11 protein-coding genes are annotated in these 17,776 nt (G+C 76.7%); all 11 read right to left on the bottom strand.

Annotated features, from left to right (window positions below):
• Nucleotide 1: 1 nt before the first annotated feature.
• The 11 genes from SNE206_RS05410 to SNE206_RS05360 all read right to left on the bottom strand — a co-directional run bounded on the left by SNE206_RS05410 (nucleotide 2) and on the right by SNE206_RS05360 (nucleotide 17,775).
• Complete coding sequence (locus SNE206_RS05410; protein WP_407912188.1) at nucleotides 2-1,180, bottom strand: acyl-CoA dehydrogenase family protein; 1,179 nt, start codon at nucleotides 1,178-1,180, stop codon at nucleotides 2-4.
• Nucleotides 1,173-2,351: an acyl-CoA dehydrogenase family protein gene (locus SNE206_RS05405; RefSeq protein WP_407912187.1), complete on the bottom strand. Its 1,179-nt coding sequence runs from the start codon at nucleotides 2,349-2,351 to the stop codon at nucleotides 1,173-1,175. Before SNE206_RS05405 ends, SNE206_RS05410 begins: the two co-directional genes overlap by 8 nt.
• Entirely contained in the window at nucleotides 2,348-3,907 is a 1,560-nt protein-coding gene (locus SNE206_RS05400) for an amino acid adenylation domain-containing protein (RefSeq protein ID WP_407912186.1), read from the bottom strand. The genes SNE206_RS05405 and SNE206_RS05400 overlap by 4 nt, the downstream gene beginning before the upstream one ends.
• Nucleotides 3,904-4,167 carry an acyl carrier protein gene (locus tag SNE206_RS05395; RefSeq protein WP_407912185.1) on the bottom strand — a complete coding sequence of 88 codons (264 nt, stop codon included), beginning with the start codon at nucleotides 4,165-4,167 and terminating at the stop codon, nucleotides 3,904-3,906. The genes SNE206_RS05400 and SNE206_RS05395 overlap by 4 nt, the downstream gene beginning before the upstream one ends.
• Nucleotides 4,167-5,210 (bottom strand): EamA family transporter, encoded by a 1,044-nt coding sequence (locus SNE206_RS05390; protein WP_407912184.1) that lies wholly within the window; start codon nucleotides 5,208-5,210, stop codon nucleotides 4,167-4,169. Before SNE206_RS05390 ends, SNE206_RS05395 begins: the two co-directional genes overlap by 1 nt.
• A complete protein-coding gene (locus SNE206_RS05385; RefSeq protein WP_407912183.1) occupies nucleotides 5,210-6,229 on the bottom strand; it encodes an iron-containing redox enzyme family protein in 1,020 nt (339 codons plus the stop codon). Before SNE206_RS05385 ends, SNE206_RS05390 begins: the two co-directional genes overlap by 1 nt.
• A gap of 109 nt (nucleotides 6,230-6,338) precedes the next feature.
• Nucleotides 6,339-6,605 (bottom strand): acyl carrier protein, encoded by a 267-nt coding sequence (locus SNE206_RS05380; protein ID WP_407912182.1) that lies wholly within the window; start codon nucleotides 6,603-6,605, stop codon nucleotides 6,339-6,341.
• Nucleotides 6,606-6,661: 56 nt separating this feature from the next.
• Complete coding sequence (locus SNE206_RS05375; RefSeq protein WP_407912181.1) at nucleotides 6,662-8,380, bottom strand: acyl-CoA dehydrogenase; 1,719 nt, start codon at nucleotides 8,378-8,380, stop codon at nucleotides 6,662-6,664.
• Nucleotides 8,377-10,113 (bottom strand): acyl-CoA dehydrogenase family protein, encoded by a 1,737-nt coding sequence (locus SNE206_RS05370; protein ID WP_407912180.1) that lies wholly within the window; start codon nucleotides 10,111-10,113, stop codon nucleotides 8,377-8,379. Before SNE206_RS05370 ends, SNE206_RS05375 begins: the two co-directional genes overlap by 4 nt.
• Nucleotides 10,110-11,882: a fatty acyl-AMP ligase gene (locus SNE206_RS05365; RefSeq protein WP_407912179.1), complete on the bottom strand. Its 1,773-nt coding sequence runs from the start codon at nucleotides 11,880-11,882 to the stop codon at nucleotides 10,110-10,112. Before SNE206_RS05365 ends, SNE206_RS05370 begins: the two co-directional genes overlap by 4 nt.
• A 40-nt stretch (nucleotides 11,883-11,922) precedes the next feature.
• Nucleotides 11,923-17,775: an amino acid adenylation domain-containing protein gene (locus SNE206_RS05360; RefSeq protein WP_407912178.1), complete on the bottom strand. Its 5,853-nt coding sequence runs from the start codon at nucleotides 17,773-17,775 to the stop codon at nucleotides 11,923-11,925.
• Nucleotide 17,776 lies beyond the last annotated feature (1 nt).

Below are 17,776 nucleotides of genomic sequence, written 5' to 3'. Positions count from 1 at the left end.
TTCACCCTCGGTCGATCTGCTGGAGCATCAGTTCGTCGGTGCCGCCGGCCAGTGCCAGGCCGAGGGCGTCACGCAGGGCGCGGCCGGCCGGGTGGCCGGTGCGGTAGCCGTCGCCGCCGGCGAGCTGCAGGGCCTCGTCGGCGACCTCGCGGAGCACGGCGGCGGCGCGGTGCTTGCAGGCGGCGGCGTACGCGGCCGGGCAGCTGCCGGCGGCGAGTAGCCGGACGCCCTGCCGGGCCGCGGCCCGGACCTCCTCGGTCTCGGCGGTGAGCCGGGCGAGGGTGAAGCGGACGTGCTGGTTGGTGATGAGCGGGGTGCCGAAGGTGTGCCGTGCGGTGGCGTCGGCCACGGCGTGGTCGAGGACGGCCGCCGCCAGTTCGCCCATCCGCACGGCGAGCATCACGCGTTCGTGCAGCCAGTGGCGCATGAGCACCAGCAGGCCGTGGCCGCCGGGCACGAGCACGGTCGTGACGGGCGCGGCGTCGAGGTCCACCCTGCCGGTCAGCCCGTGGTGGCCGAGGCCGTCCAGGGGGGTGGTCCGGACGCCGGGGGCGCGGGCCGGCACGAGCAGCAGCGCGGGGCCGGGGCGGCCGGTGGCCGCGCCGGGGTCGTCGGCGAGGACGAGCAGGTGGTCGGCGAAGGGGGCGTTGCTGATGAACCACTTGCCGCCGGTGACGGTGAGCCGGTCGCCCGCCCGGTCGACGCGGGTGGTGAGGCGGGCCAGGTCGCTGCCGTGCTCGGGTTCCGTGGCGGCGAGGGCGCTGGTGGTGCGGCCGGCCAGGGCGTCGGCGACCAGGGCGGGGTCGGCGGCGGGGAGGGCGCCGAGCAGGCGGGTGGCGACGTCCAGGTGGGTGAGGACGGCGGCGCCGGGGGCGCCGTTGCCCACCCGGGCGAGGGCCGCGTGCAGTTCGGCCGCGTGCCACAGGGCCCGGGGGCGGTCGGCGGGGGTGGCGGCCCAGGCGTCGCGGAAGAGTCCGGCGCTGCCCGCGGCGGCCAGCAGGTCGGTGACGGGCGGCGTGCCGTGCTCCCAGCGGGCGTCGTCGAGCAGGGCCCGCTGCGCGGTGAGGAAGCCGTCGAGCCGGGCCCGGAAGCCGGGGTCGGCGGCCTGCCCGGGGCTGCGGGGGGCGGGCCCCGTGAGCGCACCCCCGGCGGCCCGGACGGTCGTCGTCGGGTCATGCACCGGGCCACCCCTGGAGGCGGGCGAGGGTGGTGAGCATCATTTCGTCCGATCCGGTGGAGATGGAGAACAGCCGGGTGTCGCGGAACGCCCGGTTGACGGGTGCGTCGACGAGCTGGCCGTGGGCGCCGTGCAGGTGCAGGCAGGTGCGGGCGACGGTGCGGACGAGGCGGCTGGAGCGGAGCTTCACCGCCGCGGAGAGCGCCCGGTGGTCGCCGCCCGTCACCCAGCGGTCGATGCCGGTGTAGGCGAGCTGGCGGACCGCCTCGACCTCGGCGCGCAGGGCGGCCAGGCGGCCGGCGACGTCCGGGCGGGTCGCGACGGGCGCGCCGAAGGTGACGCGGTCGCGGAGCCGTTCGGCGGTGCGCAGCAGCAGGGTGTCGGCGACGGCGAGGGCGCGGCAGGCGGAGACGATCCGCTCCGGCTCGAACTGCCGCATCTGGGTGACCAGTCCGAGGCCGTGCCCGCCGAGCCGGTGCCCGGCGGGCACGAACACGTCGTCGAGCAGGACCTCCCCGGCGACGCCGGCGGCGCGCAGGCCGAGGGTGGGGCCGCCGGGGGTCACGGCGAGCCCGTCGGCCTCGGCGGGCACCATGAGCAGCACGTGGCCGAACGGTGCACGGGCGTCGGGCAGCCGGGCGAGCACGGCGAACGCGTCGGCGTACAGCCCCGCGACGACCCAGCGCTTGACGCCGCTCACCCGGTAGCCGCCGGGCACCGGCCGGGCCGTGGTGGCGACCGCGGCGACGTCCGAGCCCGCGCCGGGCTCGGAGACGGCGTGGCCGAGCAGGCACTCGCCGGCCAGTGCGGGCCGCAGGAAGCGGTCGACGGCCTCCGGCGAACCCGCCTCGGCGATCATCGGCGCGACCATGTCGTTGTGCACGGTGACCGACATGCCGACGCTGTCGGAGGGCAGTGCGCCCAGGCACTCGGCGAGCACCACGTGGTCCCAGGCGGTGCCGCCCCCGCCGCCGACGGCGGCCGGGAAGCGCATGCCGAGGAAGCCGTGCCCGGCCAGGCCGCGGAGCACCTCGCGCAGCGGTACGGCGCCGTGCTGCTCCCAGTCGTCGACGCGGGGCGCGACGGCCTCCGCGAGGTGGGCGGTGAGGCGGGCGCGCAGGTCGTCCTCGGCCGGGGTGAACCAGCCGGTGCGGGCGGCGGTGGCGAGGCTCATCCGGCCACCGCCTCGTGCAGCAGCGCGCGGACGCGCTTGACGTCGGGCTTGCCGTTGGAGAGCGCGGGGAAGGCGGAGAGCCGGCGGAAGTGCCGGGGCACCATGTAGCGGGGCAGGGCGGCGGAGCCGTGCGCGACCAGGGCGGCGGTCGGCTCCTCGGGGAGCGGGCCGAGCTCGGCGGGGCCGGCGGGGGTGTCCGGCGGCAGGACGGCGCAGGCCAGGGTGAGGCCGTCGCGGGGGTCGGGGACGGCCGCGACGAAGGCCCGGCCGACCGACGGGTGGGTCTCCAGCACCCGGCGGACCTCGTTGAGGTTGATCCGGTAGCCGCGGATCTTCACCTCGTCGTCGCGGCGGCCGCGGAAGACGAGCACGCCGTCCGGGCGGCGGGCGCCGATGTCGCCGGTGCGGTAGTGGCGGACGCCGTCCCGGTGCAGGAACGCGGCGGCCTCCTCCTCGGGGCGGTTGAGGTAGCCGGTCATCACCTGTTCGCCGGCGACGAGGATCTCGCCGGGCCCGTCGGCGCTCAGCGCACCGTCCTCGGTGAGGAAGGAGATCCGCACGCCGGGCAGCGCCGGGCCGATCGGGTAGGGCTCGGTGCGGCCGGGCTCGCGTTCGGCGATCGGCTGGAAGGCGACGCCGCAGGTGGTCTCGGTCGGGCCGTAGCCGTTGACGACCACCAGCTCGGGGGCGGCGTGCAGCCAGGCCTGCACGGTGGCCGGGTTGAGCACCTCGGCGCCGGTGAGGATCCGCCGCAGGGCGCCCAGGTCGTGGCCGGCGAGGCCGGTGCCGTGCTGGGCGAGCAGGGTCAGCGTGGAGCCGACGGCGGTCAGGTGGGTGATCCGCTCGCGGGCGATCAGTCCGAGCACCGCGGGCGGCAGCAGCACGGACGGGCTGAGGTGGACGACGGCGCCGCGCAGCAGCGGCAGCAGCAGGTCGGCCACCGAGCCGTCGAAGTGCAGGGCGGTGGTGTTGAGGCAGACGGCGTCCGGGCCGATGCCGAGCACCGGGTCGACGGCCTCGAAGAACGCCTCCAGGGCGCGGTGGTGGATCTGCACGCCCTTGGGCCGGCCGGTCGAGCCGGAGGTGTACAGCACGTACGCGAGGTCGGCCGGCGCGGGCCGCACCGGCTGCCAGCCGTCCGGGGCCGGGGTGGCGAGCAGTTCGTCGACGGTGAGCACCGGCACGGGCAGCCGCTGCGCGGCGAGGCGGTCGGCGCGGACCTCCCGGGCCAGCAGCCAGGGGCTGCCGGCGTCGGCGAGCAGCATGCGGCGGCGGTCCTCGGGGGCGGACGGGTCGAGCGGCACGTACGCGGCGCCCGCCATCAGCACCCCGAGCATCGCGGTGACGGTGGCGACGCTCTTCTCGCCGTGGACGGCGACCCGGGTGCCGGGGCGGAGGCCGCGGGCCTGCAGGCCGGCCGCCACCGCCCGTGCGCCGTCGTGGAGTTCGCCGTAGCCGAGGGCGCCGTCCGGGCCGACGAGGGCCGGCCTGGACGGGTCGTGCCGGCCGAGGGCGGCCGTCAGGCTGTGCGTGACGGCCTCCGCCGGAGCGGTCATCGGGCGGCCCGCCGCTCGACGAGGGCGACCAGCGCGGTCAGGCTCTCCAGCGCGTCCAGGTCGTCCGGCTCGGCACCGAACTCGATGCCGAAGTCGCTGCCGAGGCGGACGGTGAGCTCGACGGCGTCCAGCGAGTCCAGGTTGAGGACCCGCATGAAGTTGTCGTCCTGGTCCAGCTCGGCGGAGACGTCGCGCTTCTTGATCAGGCTCAGCGTGTCGGCCAGGCGGTCGCGGACGGACTCGGCGGTACGGACGCTCATCAAGGGCTCCTGACGGGTAGCGGCAGTGGCGGTAGGCGCTGCGGAAGGGAGGGGGACGGGACGGGCGGGGTGGGCTGCGGCGCGGCGGGCGCCGGGGCGGCGGCCCGGGTGCGGCGGGCGGAACCGAGGACGGTCCAGCCCACCGCGACGGTGAGGAAGGCGGTGCCGGCGACGGTCGCCGGGCCGATCCGCTCGCCGAGGACGGCCACGCCCAGCCCCACCGCGACGAGCGGGTTGACGTACGAGTAGGTGCTGGTGAGGCGCTGGTCGACCCTGGCGGTCAGCCACGTGTAGGCGAGGAACCCGACGAGCGAGCCGAGCAGCACCAGGTGCGCCTCGGCCAGCCACACCGCGGCGCCGAGCGCCTGCGGCCGCAGCCGCGGCCACTCGCCGGCGGCGGCGGAGGCCACCAGCAGGGCGAGGCCGCCGGTGAGCATCTGCACCGCGCTGGTGAGCGCGGCACCGGGGGCGGGGGCCGGGTCGGCCCCGCCGCCCGCCGGGGGCGGGGCCGCCAGCCGGCCCGCGACCGCCCAGGTGAGGGCGGCGAGCAGGACCAGCAGCGACGGGAGCAGGGCGCCGGGCTCGAAGCCCAGCAGGGTGGCCACCCCGACCAGGCCGAGCAGGGCGGCGTACAGGTCGGCGCGGGTGCCGCGGCGGCCGGAGACGGCGCCGACGGCCAGCACCCAGAGCGGCACGGTGGCGAAGTACGTCCCGGCGGCGGCGGACGGCAGCCGTTCGGAGGCGATGCTCACCAGACCGTTCGAGCAGAGGAAGTGCAGCACGCCCAGCAGGGCCGTGCGGCGCGTCCGGCCGCGCATCCGGACCCACGGGCCCGGCTCGCCCCGGACGTGCCACCGCCAGGTGAGCACCGCCAGCAGCAGCGCCCCGGCGAGGGTGAAGCGCACGCCGGCGGCGAGCAGCGGCGGCACCGCCTGGACCACCACGCGGATGCCCAGGAAGGTCGACCCCCAGAGCACCCACACGGCGAGCAGCGCGAGCGCGATCCGGCCGCGCGGCGGGGCCGCGGTGGACCGCCCCGGCATCAGGCGAGCTTCAGGATGCGGTCGAGGTAGCGACCGGAGGAGTTGAGCCGCCAGAGGGCGCCGCGGGTGATGGCGCGCCTGGCCTCGGGGCTGTGGGCCATCGGCTTGACCACGTGGGCGAACCAGGCGCTCGCGTGGTGGGCGTCGATGCCGATGTGCAGCTTGTGGTAGGTGATGCCGTCCGGCGGCAGGTCGAGCCGCTGCCAGGCGTGCAGCACCTGGGAGAAGCGGTCCGGGGCGAGCCACTCGGCGATCGCCAGGTGGCCGACGGCCTCGGCGAACAGGCCGCGGTAGCGGCAGATCAGCACGGCGAGGTTGCCGCCGAGCAGGGCCTCCGCGGAGAGGTGCCCGGTGAGCTCCTCGTCGGTGATGCCGAAGTGGCGGACGATCCGGTCGAAGAGCACGGTGTGCACCTCGGCCGGGTTGCCGTTGCCCATCTCGTCCCAGAAGTTCTTGGCGATCTCCATCTTGGTGACGCCGTCGGTGCCGACCTGCATGGTGGCCAGCAGGTCGTCGAAGCGGGAGTCGACGGAGGACTCCTGGAGCACGAACCTGCGCAGGTCCTCCGGGGTGGCCTCGTTGCGCAGGAAGCGGTGGTAGTAGGGGTGCTTGAAGACGGAGTGCTCGCGGGCGACGCCCTTGAGCCAGCCGATGAACGCCGCCGGGTCGTCGGGGATGCCGTCGTACAGCGCCGGGTCGATCCAGGCGTCCTCGGCGGCGGCCGTGTCCTGCTCCAGCCGGCGGGTGACGGCGTGCAGGACGGTGGACGTCTCGGCGGTGGGTCCGGTGGGGAGCTTGGTGTGCACCCCGTAGATCCGGTACAGCAGGTCCTGCTGGGTGAAGAACGCGTCCGGGTCGTCCAGGGCGCGGCGGCCGAGGTCGGCGACGGCCTCCAGCAGCTCGGCCGGGTCGGGGTAGGCGGCGTCCAGCTCCTCCGCGGGCCGGGCCAGCCGGGGCAGGAAGCCGGCCAGGAACTCCTTGTCGATCACGAGGCGGGCGGGGGCGGTCAGGGTGGGCATGCGGTGGGTGCTCCTCGGGAGGTTCACGGCGGTGCGCCGCGTTCCGTCGGTGGGTCCAGCCTCGCGGCGGGGCCTGTACGACGTCTGGTGGACGGGCTATACCTGCGGGTCAGACACCCTGCGCGAGGCCGGAGAGGTGGCCGGCCAGGGCGTCGACGGTGTTGACGTCCCAGACCAGCGTCGGGTCGACCGACAGCTGGAGGGTGTCCTCGATGTCACCGCAGAGGGCGAAGGCGTAGACCGAGTCGAGGCCGTACTCGGTGAGCGGCACCGCGTGGTCGATCTCCTCGGCGGGGCGCTGCAGGTAGTAGCCGACGCGATCGGCGAGCCAGACGCGGATCTGCTCGGGGGACTGGACGGCGGCGGGTGCGGACATGCGGGTCTCCTGGGGTCCGGGACGGATGGCGGGTACGGGTGACGGGCGGGCGTTCCCTAGCCGGGGACGTGCCGGGCCGTCAAGTCGAACAGCCGGCGCTGCCCGAAACGGGCGACGGCCTGGTCGAACAGCTGCCGCTCCACGTCGGCGCGTTCGGCGGGGGTGAGCACCGCGCGGCCGGGCAGCCGCCGGTCGAGCCGGTCGAGCGCCGCCACCAGGGCGGCGTCGTCGTGGAGTTCGGGACGCGGCCCGCGCCGGCCGTGCCACCAGACGCCGAGCACGGCGGCCGCGGCCAGCACCACGGTGTAGCGGCCCGCGACGGCGTGGGCGTGCGGCGACGCGTCGATGGTGATGTCGCGCGGGGCCAGGGCCAGGCACTCCTCGCGGAGCACGGCCAGTTCGTCGCGGAACCGCGCGGCCAGCCGGCCGACGGGGCCGGGGCCGCGGCACTCCTCCGCGAGCGCGACCAGGGTGGCGGCCAGGCCGTCGCTGCGCGGCGAGCCGGCGGCGAGCCGGTCGAGGTCCAGCTCCGGCAGGTCGCCGTCGAGGTCGAAGAGCGCGGCCGGCGCCGCCGGGGAGGTGAACCACGAGCGCCGGGCCAGCCGCGGCAGCTGCGGCAGGACGGTGACCAGGCAGGCCGACCGGGAGGCGTGCCCGAACGTCGCCGGGGCGACGTCGCGGGCCATCTTCTGGAAGATCCCGTACGGGCCCTCCCGCAGGTACGACTGCGCGCCGAGCACGGTGCGCAGCTCCTCCAGGGTGTCGAGCAGCATCCGGGACGCCAGGTACTTGGACGCCGAGGCGAGGACGGCGGTCTCCTCCGGCAGCACCTGCAGGGCCCGGACCACGACCGTGGTGAAGGCGTCGACCGCCAGCAGGTCGGCGAACGCGCGGGCCAGCACCGTCCGGACGTAGGGCAGGTCGGCCGCCGTGCCGCCGTACAGCCGGCGTTCCAGGGCGAAGGAGACGGCGGCGCGCAGCGCGGTGTCGAGCGGGCCGACGCACATCGAGGGGATGACACTGCGGGTGAGCTGGAAGGACTTCAGGGCGGTCTCGATGCCCCGGCCGGGGGCGCCGAGCAGGGCGTCCGCCGGCACCGGGCAGTCGGTGAACCGTCCGCCGCCGAGCTGCACCCCGCGCATCCCCGAGCTGGGGAAGCGCTCCAGGTGGGTCAGCGAGCCCTCGGGCAGACCCTCCTTGCGGACGAAGAACTGGCTGTGGCTGCGGCTGCCCCGGGCGTCGTCGGTCCGGGCGAAGACCACCAGGGCGTCGGCCCGCCGGAAGTTCGTGACGACCTCCTTGGTGCCGTTCAGCACCCAGCCGCCGCCCTCCGCCGGGCGGGCGGAGAACTCTGCGTGCGCGAAGTCGTTGCCGTGCGCGAGCTCGTGGTAGACCGAGGCGATCTTGCGGTTGTCGAGGAGCAGCCCGGCGGCGGTGCGCTGCTGCTCCGCGTCGCCGGCGCTCCAGAGGTTGACCGAGGCGATGAAGGAGCTGAAGCCGTAGCCCAGGCCGAGGCAGGGGTCGCGGCGCCACAGGGTGCGCAGCACGGCGGCGAGCCGGTCGACCCGGGTGAGCCGGCCGCCGTGCCGGGCGGGCACGAACTCGGCGTTCAGCCGGAACGCGTCCAGGCGGCGCTCCCCCTCGGCGAACATCTCCTGCTGCTCGTCGGCGGCGAGGATGCCGGTGAACCCGACCGGGTTGGCGGCGTCCCACGGGTCGCCGAGCGCGGTGTCCAGCAGGTCGGCCGGGGTCGCCGTGGCGGTCGCGGTGGTCACGTCTGGTCCTCCGTCGCAAGGGGCGTGCCGAACGGTGTGACCGGCGTGCCGTCGCCCGCGGCGCGGACGACCGCCTCCACCAGCCGGTCGGTGATCAGGTCGTCGTCCCCGGCGGCGGCCGGCGGCTCCCGGTCGAGCCGGACGGCCAGCCGGACGAGCAGCTCCCGCAGCACGGCGCGGATCCACAGGGCGTCCTGCCAGAGCGGTTCGCCGGCGTGCCGGGCGCTGTTGGCGTGCCACAGCCGCAGGGCGGCCGCCGCCGCGTAGAGCAGCTCGTACGCGGCGGCCAGCTCGTACGCCTCCGCGGCCGGGTGCGCGGCCGGGCCGACCTCGGCGAGCCGCCAGTGCAGCTGGTCGGCGGTGGTGACCAGGGCCTGCACCTGCGCGAGCAGCGCGGCGGGCGCCCGGGACGCCTCCAGTTCCTGGGCCAGTGCGGGCAGCGACTGCACGGTGGAGCAGCCGGACCGGGAGAGCAGGGCGAGCGCGGAGCGGTCGAGCGGGCGCGGCGCGGTGCCGGCGGCGGCGGTCTCGGCGAGCCCGTCGGGGTCGGCGGTGCCGGCCGCGAACCCGCGGACCAGCCGGGGGAACTGCAGCGCCAGCGCGTTCCGGTTGACCGGGGTGGAGCCGTCGAAGATGGCGACGATCTGGTGGTCGCGCCAGATCTTCTGGAAGGCGCCGCCCGCGTACTCCTCGGTGAGGAAGGACCGCGAGCCGAGCACCTCGGCGAGCTCGCCGATCACGCCGTCGACGAGGGTCGGGGCGAGGCTCTTGACCACGGCGGAGACCACGCTGAGCTCGCCGGTGAGGGCGTGCGCCGAGCGGACACCGGTGATCGCGGCGGCCTCGGTGGCGGCGAGCAGGGCGGCGCAGCGGGCCAGCACCGCCCGCACGTGGGGCCGGGCGGCGAGCGGCTTCTCCTGGATGATCCGCTCGGCGGCGAAGCGGGCGGTGAGCCGCAGCGCCTGCTCGCCGGCGCCGAGCGACAGCGCGGCGCACAGGGTGCGGGTCAGCTGGAGGGCGCGCAGGACGGTCTCCGTGCCGCCGCCTTCCGGGCCGAGCAGGGCGTCGGCGGGCACGCGGGCCCCGCGGAACTCGATGCCCGAGATGTCGACGCCGCGGATGCCGTGCGTCCGTGCCTTGGGCAGCGGGCGGTGGCTGTCCGGCGCGAGCGCGTCCTTGTCGACGAGCAGCAGGCTGTGGCCCCGCGGGTGGCCGGGCCGTCCGGTCCGGGCGAGGACGGTCAGGTGGCTGCCGCGGGTGGCGTTGTTGACGGGCCACTTGACGCCGTCCAGGCGCCAGCCGTCCTCCTCGCGGACGGCGGTCGTGTCGCCCTCCAGCAGGTCGGCGCCGTGGCCGGGCTCGGAGAGCGCCCAGGCGACCCGGGCGCCGCCGAGGATGCGGGCGGCGAGGGCGCGGCACTGCTGCTCGTCGCCGGCGATCCAGACCGGGGCCGCGCCGAGGTAGGTCTTGCCGTGGGCGACGGTCAGGGTGAGGTCGCGGCGGGCGAGGGTCCGCCAGAGGGTGAGCAGTTCCTCGTGGTCGTCGAGCAGGCCGCCGTACTCGGCCGGCACGTAGTGGGCGGGCAGGCCGGCGTCGTCGAGCAGGGCGAGCGGCCCCGCGGGGAACTCCTCCTCGCGGTCGAGGGCGGCGAGCAGCCCGGTGGGGAGGGTGCGGGCGAGCCGGGCGTCGAGGGCCACGGCGGGGCGGACGGTGGCGGCGGGCCGGCCGGTCATGCGGCGCCTCCCAGCTCCACCGGCTCGGCGGCGGCGACGAGCAGCCGTACGGCGGGCTCCAGTTCGGCGTGGACGACGGAGAGCGACCCGGCGAGGAACTCCTCGCGCATGGCGGTGCGCTGCACCTTGCCGCTGGTCGTCCGGCGGACCGAGCCGCGGCGGACGAGCACCACGTTGCGCAGCGGGGCGCCGGGGCCGGCGGTCAGCGCCTGCTTCACGGTGGAGGCCACGGCGGGCAGTTCGGCGTCGCGGACGCGCGGGCTGACCTCGTGCACCAGCACGATCCGCTCGTCGGGGGCCGGCACCGAGAACGCCGCACCGAAGAAGCCGACCAGTGCGGGGTGCGCGGCGCGGGCCTCCTGTTCGAGGTCCTGCGGGAAGAGGTTGCGGCCGCGGACGACCAGCATCTCCTTGAGCCGTCCGGTGAGGAACAGTTCGCCGCCGACGAGGGAGCCGAGGTCTCCGGTGCGCAGCCAGCCGCGGTCGTCGCCGGAGCCGTCGATGCGGGCGTGGAAGACGGGCCCGGTGAGTTCGGGCCGGTTCCAGTAGCCGGCGCCGACGCTGTCGCCGTGCAGCCACAGCTCGCCGACCGTGCCGTCGGGCACGGGGCGGCGGCTCTCCGGGTCGACGATGCGCGCCTCGAACCCGCCGGGGGTGCCGAGCCCGACCAGCTGGCGGCCCTGCGCGGCGGGCCGGATCTCGCCCCGTTCGGCCGCCGCCGGGTCGACCGTGAGCACGGTCGGCTCCGGGCCCGGGGTCTTCGCGCAGACGAAGACGGTGGCCTCGGCGAGTCCGTAGCCCGGGGAGACGGCGGTCCGGGCCAGGCCCGCCGCGGCGAAGCGGTCGGCGAAGGCGGTGAGGGTGGGTCCGTGGATCGGCTCGGAGCCGTTGGCGAGGAACTTCAGCGCGGACAGGTCGAGGCCGGCGAGGTGCTGGTCGGTGACGAGGCGCAGGCACAGGTCGAAGGCGAAGTTCGGCGCGGCGGTGACGGTCGTCCGGTGGCGGTCCATCAGGCGCAGCCACTCGACGGGCCGCTTGACGAACTCGGCGGGCGGCATGAGGACGCTGGAGGCGCCGAGCAGCAGGGCGGTGGAGAGCTGGGTGAACAGGCCCATGTCGTGGTGGAGCGGGATCCAGTTGCCGAAGCGGTCGTCCGGGCCGAGGCCGCAGTCGGTGGCGTACGCCCGGGCGTTGGCCAGGATGTTGCCCTGGGTGAGCATGACGCCCTTGGGGGTGCCGGTGGAGCCGGAACTGTACTGGAGCACCCCGAGGGTCTCCCGGCCGGTCTCCGGGAGCGCGCCGCCGGGCGCGGTGCCGGCGGCGACGGGGGCGACCGCCTCGACCGGCACGGCGAGGTCCTGGGTGAAGAACCACTCGCACAGCTCCAGCTGGTCGCGCGGGGTGGTGAGGACGAGGCCGGGGGTGCAGTCGCGGACGATCGCGGCGACCCGGGCGGTGGCGTGGGCCGAGCCGCCGGGCACGGGCACCGGGACGGCGACGAGTCCGGCCAGCAGGCAGCCCAGGTAGACCTCGACGAACGCGGTGGACGTCGGCAGGGCGAGCAGGACCCGCTCCCCCGGTGCGAGCCGCCCGCCCAGCTCGGCGGCCCGCAGCCGGGCCCGCCGGTCGAGCTCGGCGAAGGTCAGCGACTCGGGTTCGGGCCCGGTGGTGCCCTGGTCGATGGTCAGCGCGATCCGGTCGGGATGCGCGGCCACCCGCGCGGCGAGGGCCTCGCCGATGTTGCGGTGGCCGAAGAAGTCGGTGGTCATGGCCGTCTCTCTCGGTGGTGTGGGTACGGGCGGTCGTCCGTCAGGTGCCGTAGCCGCCCCAGGCGACGAGCAGGTTCGTCCGCTCCTCGGCCGTGAGGATGTCGATGTCGCCGACGGCCGTGCCGGGGTCGTCGGCCGCCCGTTCCAGCAGCCGGCGGAACCTCGCCATCAGCTCCCCGGCCTCCTCGGGGCCGTAGCAGTCGGGCCGGTGGCCGAGCCAGAGCCGGAGCCGGGGGCCGGGGACGACCGCCATCCGCAGCGGGTAGTGGGTGCCGTCCCTGGCGTCCAGGCCGGTCGTCCGGAGGCCGCCGGGCAGCGCGTCGAACGCGTCGAGGTCCAGCGGGTAGTTGAGGCAGACGGTGGTGGTGTCGAAGAGCGGTCCGACGCCGGCGAGGCGCTGGATCGCCGACAGGCCGAGGTGGTGGTGGGCGGCGAGCCGGTTCTGCTCCTCCTGGAGGCGGACCAGCAGCGCGCCCAGCGTCTCGTCGTCGCGGAGCGTCACCCGCACCGGCAGCGTGTTGGTGAGCATGCCCACCATCGTTTCCACACCGGCGAGTTCGGCGTCACGCCCGGAGACGGAGGTGCCGAAGACCACGTCCTCGGTGCCGGTCGTCCGGGCGAGGAAGATGCCCCAGGCCGCCGACACCAGGGTGTTGACGGTCACCCCGAGGCCGCGCAGCCGCTCGGTGAGGCGGGCCGTGAGGTCCTCGGGGAGTTCCGTGCGCAGCTGGAGCTGCGGCACGGGCTCGCTCCCGGCGGCCTCCGGCACCAGGTGCGTCGGGCCGTCGAGGCCGGCGAGCGCACCCGCCCACGCCTCCTCCGCGGCGGCCGTGTCCTGCCGGGCGAGCCAGCCGAGGTACTCCCCCACCGGGCGGGCCGGCGGCAGCACGGCGCCGTCGGCGAGCAGCGCGAAGAGCTCGCCCAGCAGCACGGGCGTGGACCAGCCGTCCCACAGGATGTGGTGGTTGGTGACGACCAGCCGGTGCCGCCCGGCGCCGAGCCGCAGCAGCAGGAGGCGCAGCAGCGGCGGGCGGGCCAGGTCGAACGGCCGGTCCTTCTCGGCGGCGGTGAGCCGCTCGGACTCGGCGGCCCGGCGGTCCTCGGGCAGTCCGGCGAGGTCGGCCTCGTCCCACGGCAGGTCGAGGCCGTCGCGGACGAGCTGGACGGGCTCGGCCAGGCCCTCGTGCGAGAAGCCGGCCCGCAGGGCGGGGTGGCGGGCGAGCAGCTGCTGCGCGGCGGCCCGCAGCCGGGCGGCGTCGAGCGGGCCTTCGAGGTCGACGACGAGCTGGGTCAGGTAGGCGTCGCTCTCCCGGCCGTCGATGAGGGTGTGGAAGAGGAAGCCCTCCTGCAGCGGGGTGAGCGGCAGGACGTCGGTCAGGCCGGGGTGGTCGTGCGCCAGGGCGTCGAGGCGGTCCTGGTCGACGTCGACGAGCGGCACGTCGCTCGGGACGAGGCCGTCCGCGCCGGGTCGTCCGGCGGCGGCGGGCAGGGCGGCCAGCTCCTGCTGCCACAGTTCGGCGAGCCGCGCGGTCTCCGCCTCCGTGAAGCGGCCCCCGGGCCAGGCGAGGGCCGCGTGCAGCTCGGGGCCGCGGGCGCCGTCGTACGCGACCGCGGTGATCTCCAGGGCGTGCGCGGCGGGCATCCGGGGGTCGAACCCGTCGACGAGCGGGCCGTCGCCGGGCAGGAGGTCCCAGTCTGCGCCGCGGTCGCCGGGCAGCCGGCCGAGGTAGTTGAAGGCGAGCTCGGGGGTGGTGCCGAGGCCGTCGGCGCCGTCGAGGTGGCGCAGCAGGCCGTGGCCCAGGCCGTCGCCGGGCAGCGAGCGGAGCTGGTCCTTGACGAGCTTGACCGAGCGGGCCGGATCGCCGTCCGGGCCCGGCCGCAGCGCGACCGGGTGGAGGGCGGTGAACCAGCCGACCGTCCGGGAGAGGTCGGCGGCGGGCGTGCCGACGGCGCTCTCCCGGCGGCCGTGCGCCTCCAGGTCGAGCAGCACCGCGTCGCCGTCCTGCCCGCGTTCGCGCCGCCAGCGGCGGACGGCCACGGCGAGGGCGGTGAGCAGGAGTTCGTCGACGCCGGCCCGCAGGGCGGCGGGCAGCGAGGTGAGCAGCCGGTCGGTGAGCGCCGGGTCGAGCGTGAGGCGCAGCTGCCGCTGCGGTCCTGCGGGCAGCGGGCCTGAGCCGGGGTCGGGGGTGGCCTGGATCTCCTGCCAGGCGGGGAGTTCGGTGCGGCGGCCGGTGGCGGTGGCGCCGAGGCGGCGGGCCCAGGTGCGCAGCGAGGTGGGCACCGGCGGCAGGACGGGCGCGGTGCCGGCCCGGGCGGCCTCCCAGGCGGTGGCGAGGTCGGGCAGCAGGATCCGCCAGGACACCCCGTCGACGGCCAGGTGGTGCACGACGAGGAGGAGTTCGCGGCGGTCGGCGAACCGGACGGCCTCCAGCACGGATCCGCCCGCGGGGTCGAGGCGGTCGCGGGCGGCGGCGGCCTCGGCGGCCGGGTCGCCGGTGGCGGTGCGGACCCGGACGGGCACCGAGCCGGCCGGGCGGACGGTGAGCGACCAGTCGGCGCCGAGGCTGATGCGCAGCGCGTCGTGGTGGTCGGTGAGCGCCTGGAGGGCGGCGGTGAGGGTGTCGGTGTCGGCGTCGGCGGGGGTGCGCAGCAGGACGGACTGGTTGAACCCGGCGACGCGCGCGGTGCCGTCGGGTCCGGCCAGGCCGGCGAGCCAGCGCACGATCGGGGTCGGCCTGACGGGGCCGGTGCCCGCGTCGGCGGGTTCGGCGGCGGCCTCCCGGTCGGTCCGGGCGACCACGGCGAGTTCCTCGGGCGTGCGGTGCCTGAGCACCTCGCCGGCGCTCAGCCGCAGCCCTTCCTGCCGGGCGCGGGCGACGAGCTGGATGGCCAGGATGGAGTCGCCGCCGCGGTCGAAGAACGACTCGTCGGCGCCGACCGAGGCCACGCCGAGGACCTCGGCGAAGAGCGTGCAGAGCTGCTGCTCGGCGGGGGTGCGGGGGGCCCGGGCGGAGGTCCGGGAGTCGAAGTCGGGGGCGGGCAGGGCGGCCCGGTCGAGCTTGCCGTGCGGGGTGACGGGCAGGGCGGCGAGCAGCACCACCGAGGCGGGCACCATGAAGTCGGGCAGGAGGCGGGCGGCCCGGGCGCGCAGGGCGACGGGGTCGAGGGCGGTGCCGGGCCCGGCGACGGCGTAGGCGACGAGCCGGCGGTCCTGCGGGCGGTCGCCGTGCGCGGTCACGACGACCTCGGCGACGCCGTCGGCGGCGCCCAGGACGGCCTCGATCTCGCCGAGTTCGATGCGGTAGCCGCGGACCTTGACCTGGCCGTCGGCGCGGCCGAGGAAGTCGAGCCGGCCGTCGGCGCGGCGGCGCACGAGGTCGCCGGTGCGGTACATCCGGGCGCCGGGCGGGCCGTACGGGCAGGGCAGGAAGCGTTCGGCGGTCCGTCCGGGGCGGCCGAGGTAGCCGCGGGCGGTGCCGGCGCCGGTGGCGTACAGCTCGCCGGTGACGCCGGCCGGGACGAGGCCCAGCGCGTCGTCGAGGACGTGCAGCCGGGTGTTGGCGATGGGGCGGCCGATCGGCGGGGTCTCGTCGCCGGTGAGCGGGTCGCTGCCGGAGACGGTGCAGGACATCTCGGTCGGCCCGTAGTGGTTGCGCAGGCTGCGGCCGGCCGACCAGCGGCGGACGAGCTCGGGTTCGAGGGTGTCGCCGCCGACCACCACGGAGCGCAGGTCGGGGAGTTCGGCCTCCGGCAGGGCGTTCAGCAGCACCGGGGGGAGGGTCATGTGGGTGGCGCGGCGGTCGGCGAGGAACGCGACGAGGTCCGCGCCGAGGGGCAGGCCGTCGGCGGGCGGGAGGACGAGTTCGGCGCCGGAGAGCAGGCACGGCCAGATCTCCTGCACGGACGCGTCGAAGCCCGGCGAGAGCAGCTGGGTGACCCGGCTGCCGGGGCCCAGGGCCAGGCGGTCGAGGTGGTCGAGGACGAGGTTGACCACCCCGGTGTGCGGCACGACGACGCCCTTGGGGCGGCCGGTGGAGCCGGAGGTGTAGATGAGGTAGGCGGGGTTGGCCGGGTCGGGCTCCGGGAGGGCCGTGCCGGCGGGCTCCGGGTCGGGCGCGGCGGGCAGCAGCAGGCGCGGGGCCCCCTCGGGGAGTCGGTCGGCGGCCTCCGCCGTGGTGAGGACGAGGACGGGCGCGGCGTCGGCCAGCATGTGGGCGATCCGGTCGGCGGGGTAGCCGGTGTCCAGCGGCAGGTACGCCGCGCCGGCCCGGACGGCGGCGAGGAGCGCGGTGACGGAGAGCGGGGAGCGCGGCACGGCGACGGCGACGTACGTCTCCGGTCCGGCGCCGCGCGCGGCGAGCTGCCGGGCGAGGGCCAGCGAGTCGGCGTCGAGCTGCCGGTAGGTCAGGTGGTGGCCGTCCTGGGAGACGGCGACGGCGTCCGGGGTGGCGGCCGCCTGGCGGGCGAAGAGCTCGGGCAGGCAGACCGCGGGCAGCAGGCGGTCGGTGTCGTTCCAGCCGGTGAGGAGCTGCTGCCGTTCGTCCGCGCCGAGGAGGTCGAGGTCGCCGAGGGGGGTGTCGGCCGCGGCGAGGGCGGCGCGGGCCAGCCGCAGGAAGCGGTCGCGGTGGGCGGCGAGCTCGCCGGCGTCGAAGAAGCCGGGGTGGGCGTCGAAGGCGAGGCGGGCGCCGTCGCCGCCGTCGGCCCGGTCCTGGACGGAGATCGTCAGGTCGGGCGCGGGACCGGAGGACAGGTTGTGCGGCACCACGGGCCGGTCGCCGAAGCTGAGCGCCGGGTCGTGCGACATCAGGTTGACCATGCTGCCGAGGAACCCGACGTCGCTGCCGGAGAGGCCGAGCTCGGCGAGGATGTCCTCGTGGCGGAAGCGCTGGTGGGCGAGCGCGGCGCGCACCTCGGCGTCGACGGCGGGGAGCAGCCCGGTGAGGGTCTGCCCGGCGGGCACGTCCAGCCGCAGGGTGACGGTGTTGGTGACCATGGCGGGGGTGCGGCGGGCGGCGGCCGTGGTGCGGGCGGCGACCGGCAGGGCCAGCACGATGTCCGACTGCCCGGTCGTCCGGCGCAGGTAGGCGGCGGTGAGGGCGATCACGACGGTGAGCCAGCTGGTGCGGCCGGCCCGGGCGGCGGCCCGGACGGCGCGCATGGCGGCGGGGTCGAGGGTGGCCTCGGTGCGGATCCGCTGCGCCTGCTCCCAGCCGGCCAGTCCGGCGGGCGGGGCCGTCCGGACGGCACGGCGGGTGAGCCGGGCGGGCATCGGACGGTCGGCGAGGCGCTCGGTCCAGTAGCGGCGGTCCTCCTCGTACCGGTCGGAGGTGCGGTAGTCGGCGTCCTCCTCGACCAGCACCGACAGCGGGCTGAACGGCGAGGGGCCGACGGGCCGCCCGGCGCGCAGGGCCCGGTGGACGGCGGCGAGCCGGCCGAGGACGAGGGAGTAGCCGATGCCGTCGGCGACGATGTGGTGGTACCGGTGGGCGAACCAGTACCGCTCGTCGGCGATCTTCAGCAGGACGGCCGAGGAGAGCGGCCCGCGGGCCAGGTCGACCGGGTGGTCGAGGTCCGCGTGCAGCCGGGCGCGGGCGGCGCCCTCCGGGTCGTCGTGCCCGCTGAGGTCGAGGAACGCGACGGGCGGCGCGGAGGCCGGGTCGACCGTCTGCCACCGGCCCGCGGCGTCCTCGCCGACGGCGTGCACCTGGAGCGCCTCGCACTCGCCGACGACCGTGCGCCACGCCCGGCCGAGCACCTCCGGGTCGATCCGCTCGGGGATCTCCACGTACTCGCCGATGGTGAACCGGCGCCCGGTGGGGTCGAGTCGGTGCGCGGCCCAGACGCCCGCCTGGGCCGCGGTGAGCGGCAGGCGCAGCGGGTTCGGGTGGGACATC

Source organism: Kitasatospora sp. NE20-6 (assembly GCF_045862635.1).
This window is presented reverse-complemented; position numbering and strand designations above follow the sequence as displayed.

Excerpts from the sequence above, each read along its gene's own strand:
- SNE206_RS05405 (WP_407912187.1), bottom strand. The coding sequence starts at position 2,351 with ATGAGCCTCGCCACCGCCGCCCGCACCGGCTGGTTCACCCCGGCCGAG.
- SNE206_RS05400 (WP_407912186.1), bottom strand. The coding sequence starts at position 3,907 with ATGACCGCTCCGGCGGAGGCCGTCACGCACAGCCTGACGGCCGCCCTC.
- SNE206_RS05395 (WP_407912185.1), bottom strand. The coding sequence starts at position 4,167 with ATGAGCGTCCGTACCGCCGAGTCCGTCCGCGACCGCCTGGCCGACACG.
- SNE206_RS05390 (WP_407912184.1), bottom strand. The coding sequence starts at position 5,210 with ATGCCGGGGCGGTCCACCGCGGCCCCGCCGCGCGGCCGGATCGCGCTC.
- SNE206_RS05385 (WP_407912183.1), bottom strand. The coding sequence starts at position 6,229 with ATGCCCACCCTGACCGCCCCCGCCCGCCTCGTGATCGACAAGGAGTTC.
- SNE206_RS05380 (WP_407912182.1), bottom strand. The coding sequence starts at position 6,605 with ATGTCCGCACCCGCCGCCGTCCAGTCCCCCGAGCAGATCCGCGTCTGG.
- SNE206_RS05370 (WP_407912180.1), bottom strand. The coding sequence starts at position 10,113 with ATGACCGGCCGGCCCGCCGCCACCGTCCGCCCCGCCGTGGCCCTCGAC.
- SNE206_RS05365 (WP_407912179.1), bottom strand. The coding sequence starts at position 11,882 with ATGACCACCGACTTCTTCGGCCACCGCAACATCGGCGAGGCCCTCGCC.
- SNE206_RS05360 (WP_407912178.1), bottom strand. The coding sequence starts at position 17,775 with ATGTCCCACCCGAACCCGCTGCGCCTGCCGCTCACCGCGGCCCAGGCG.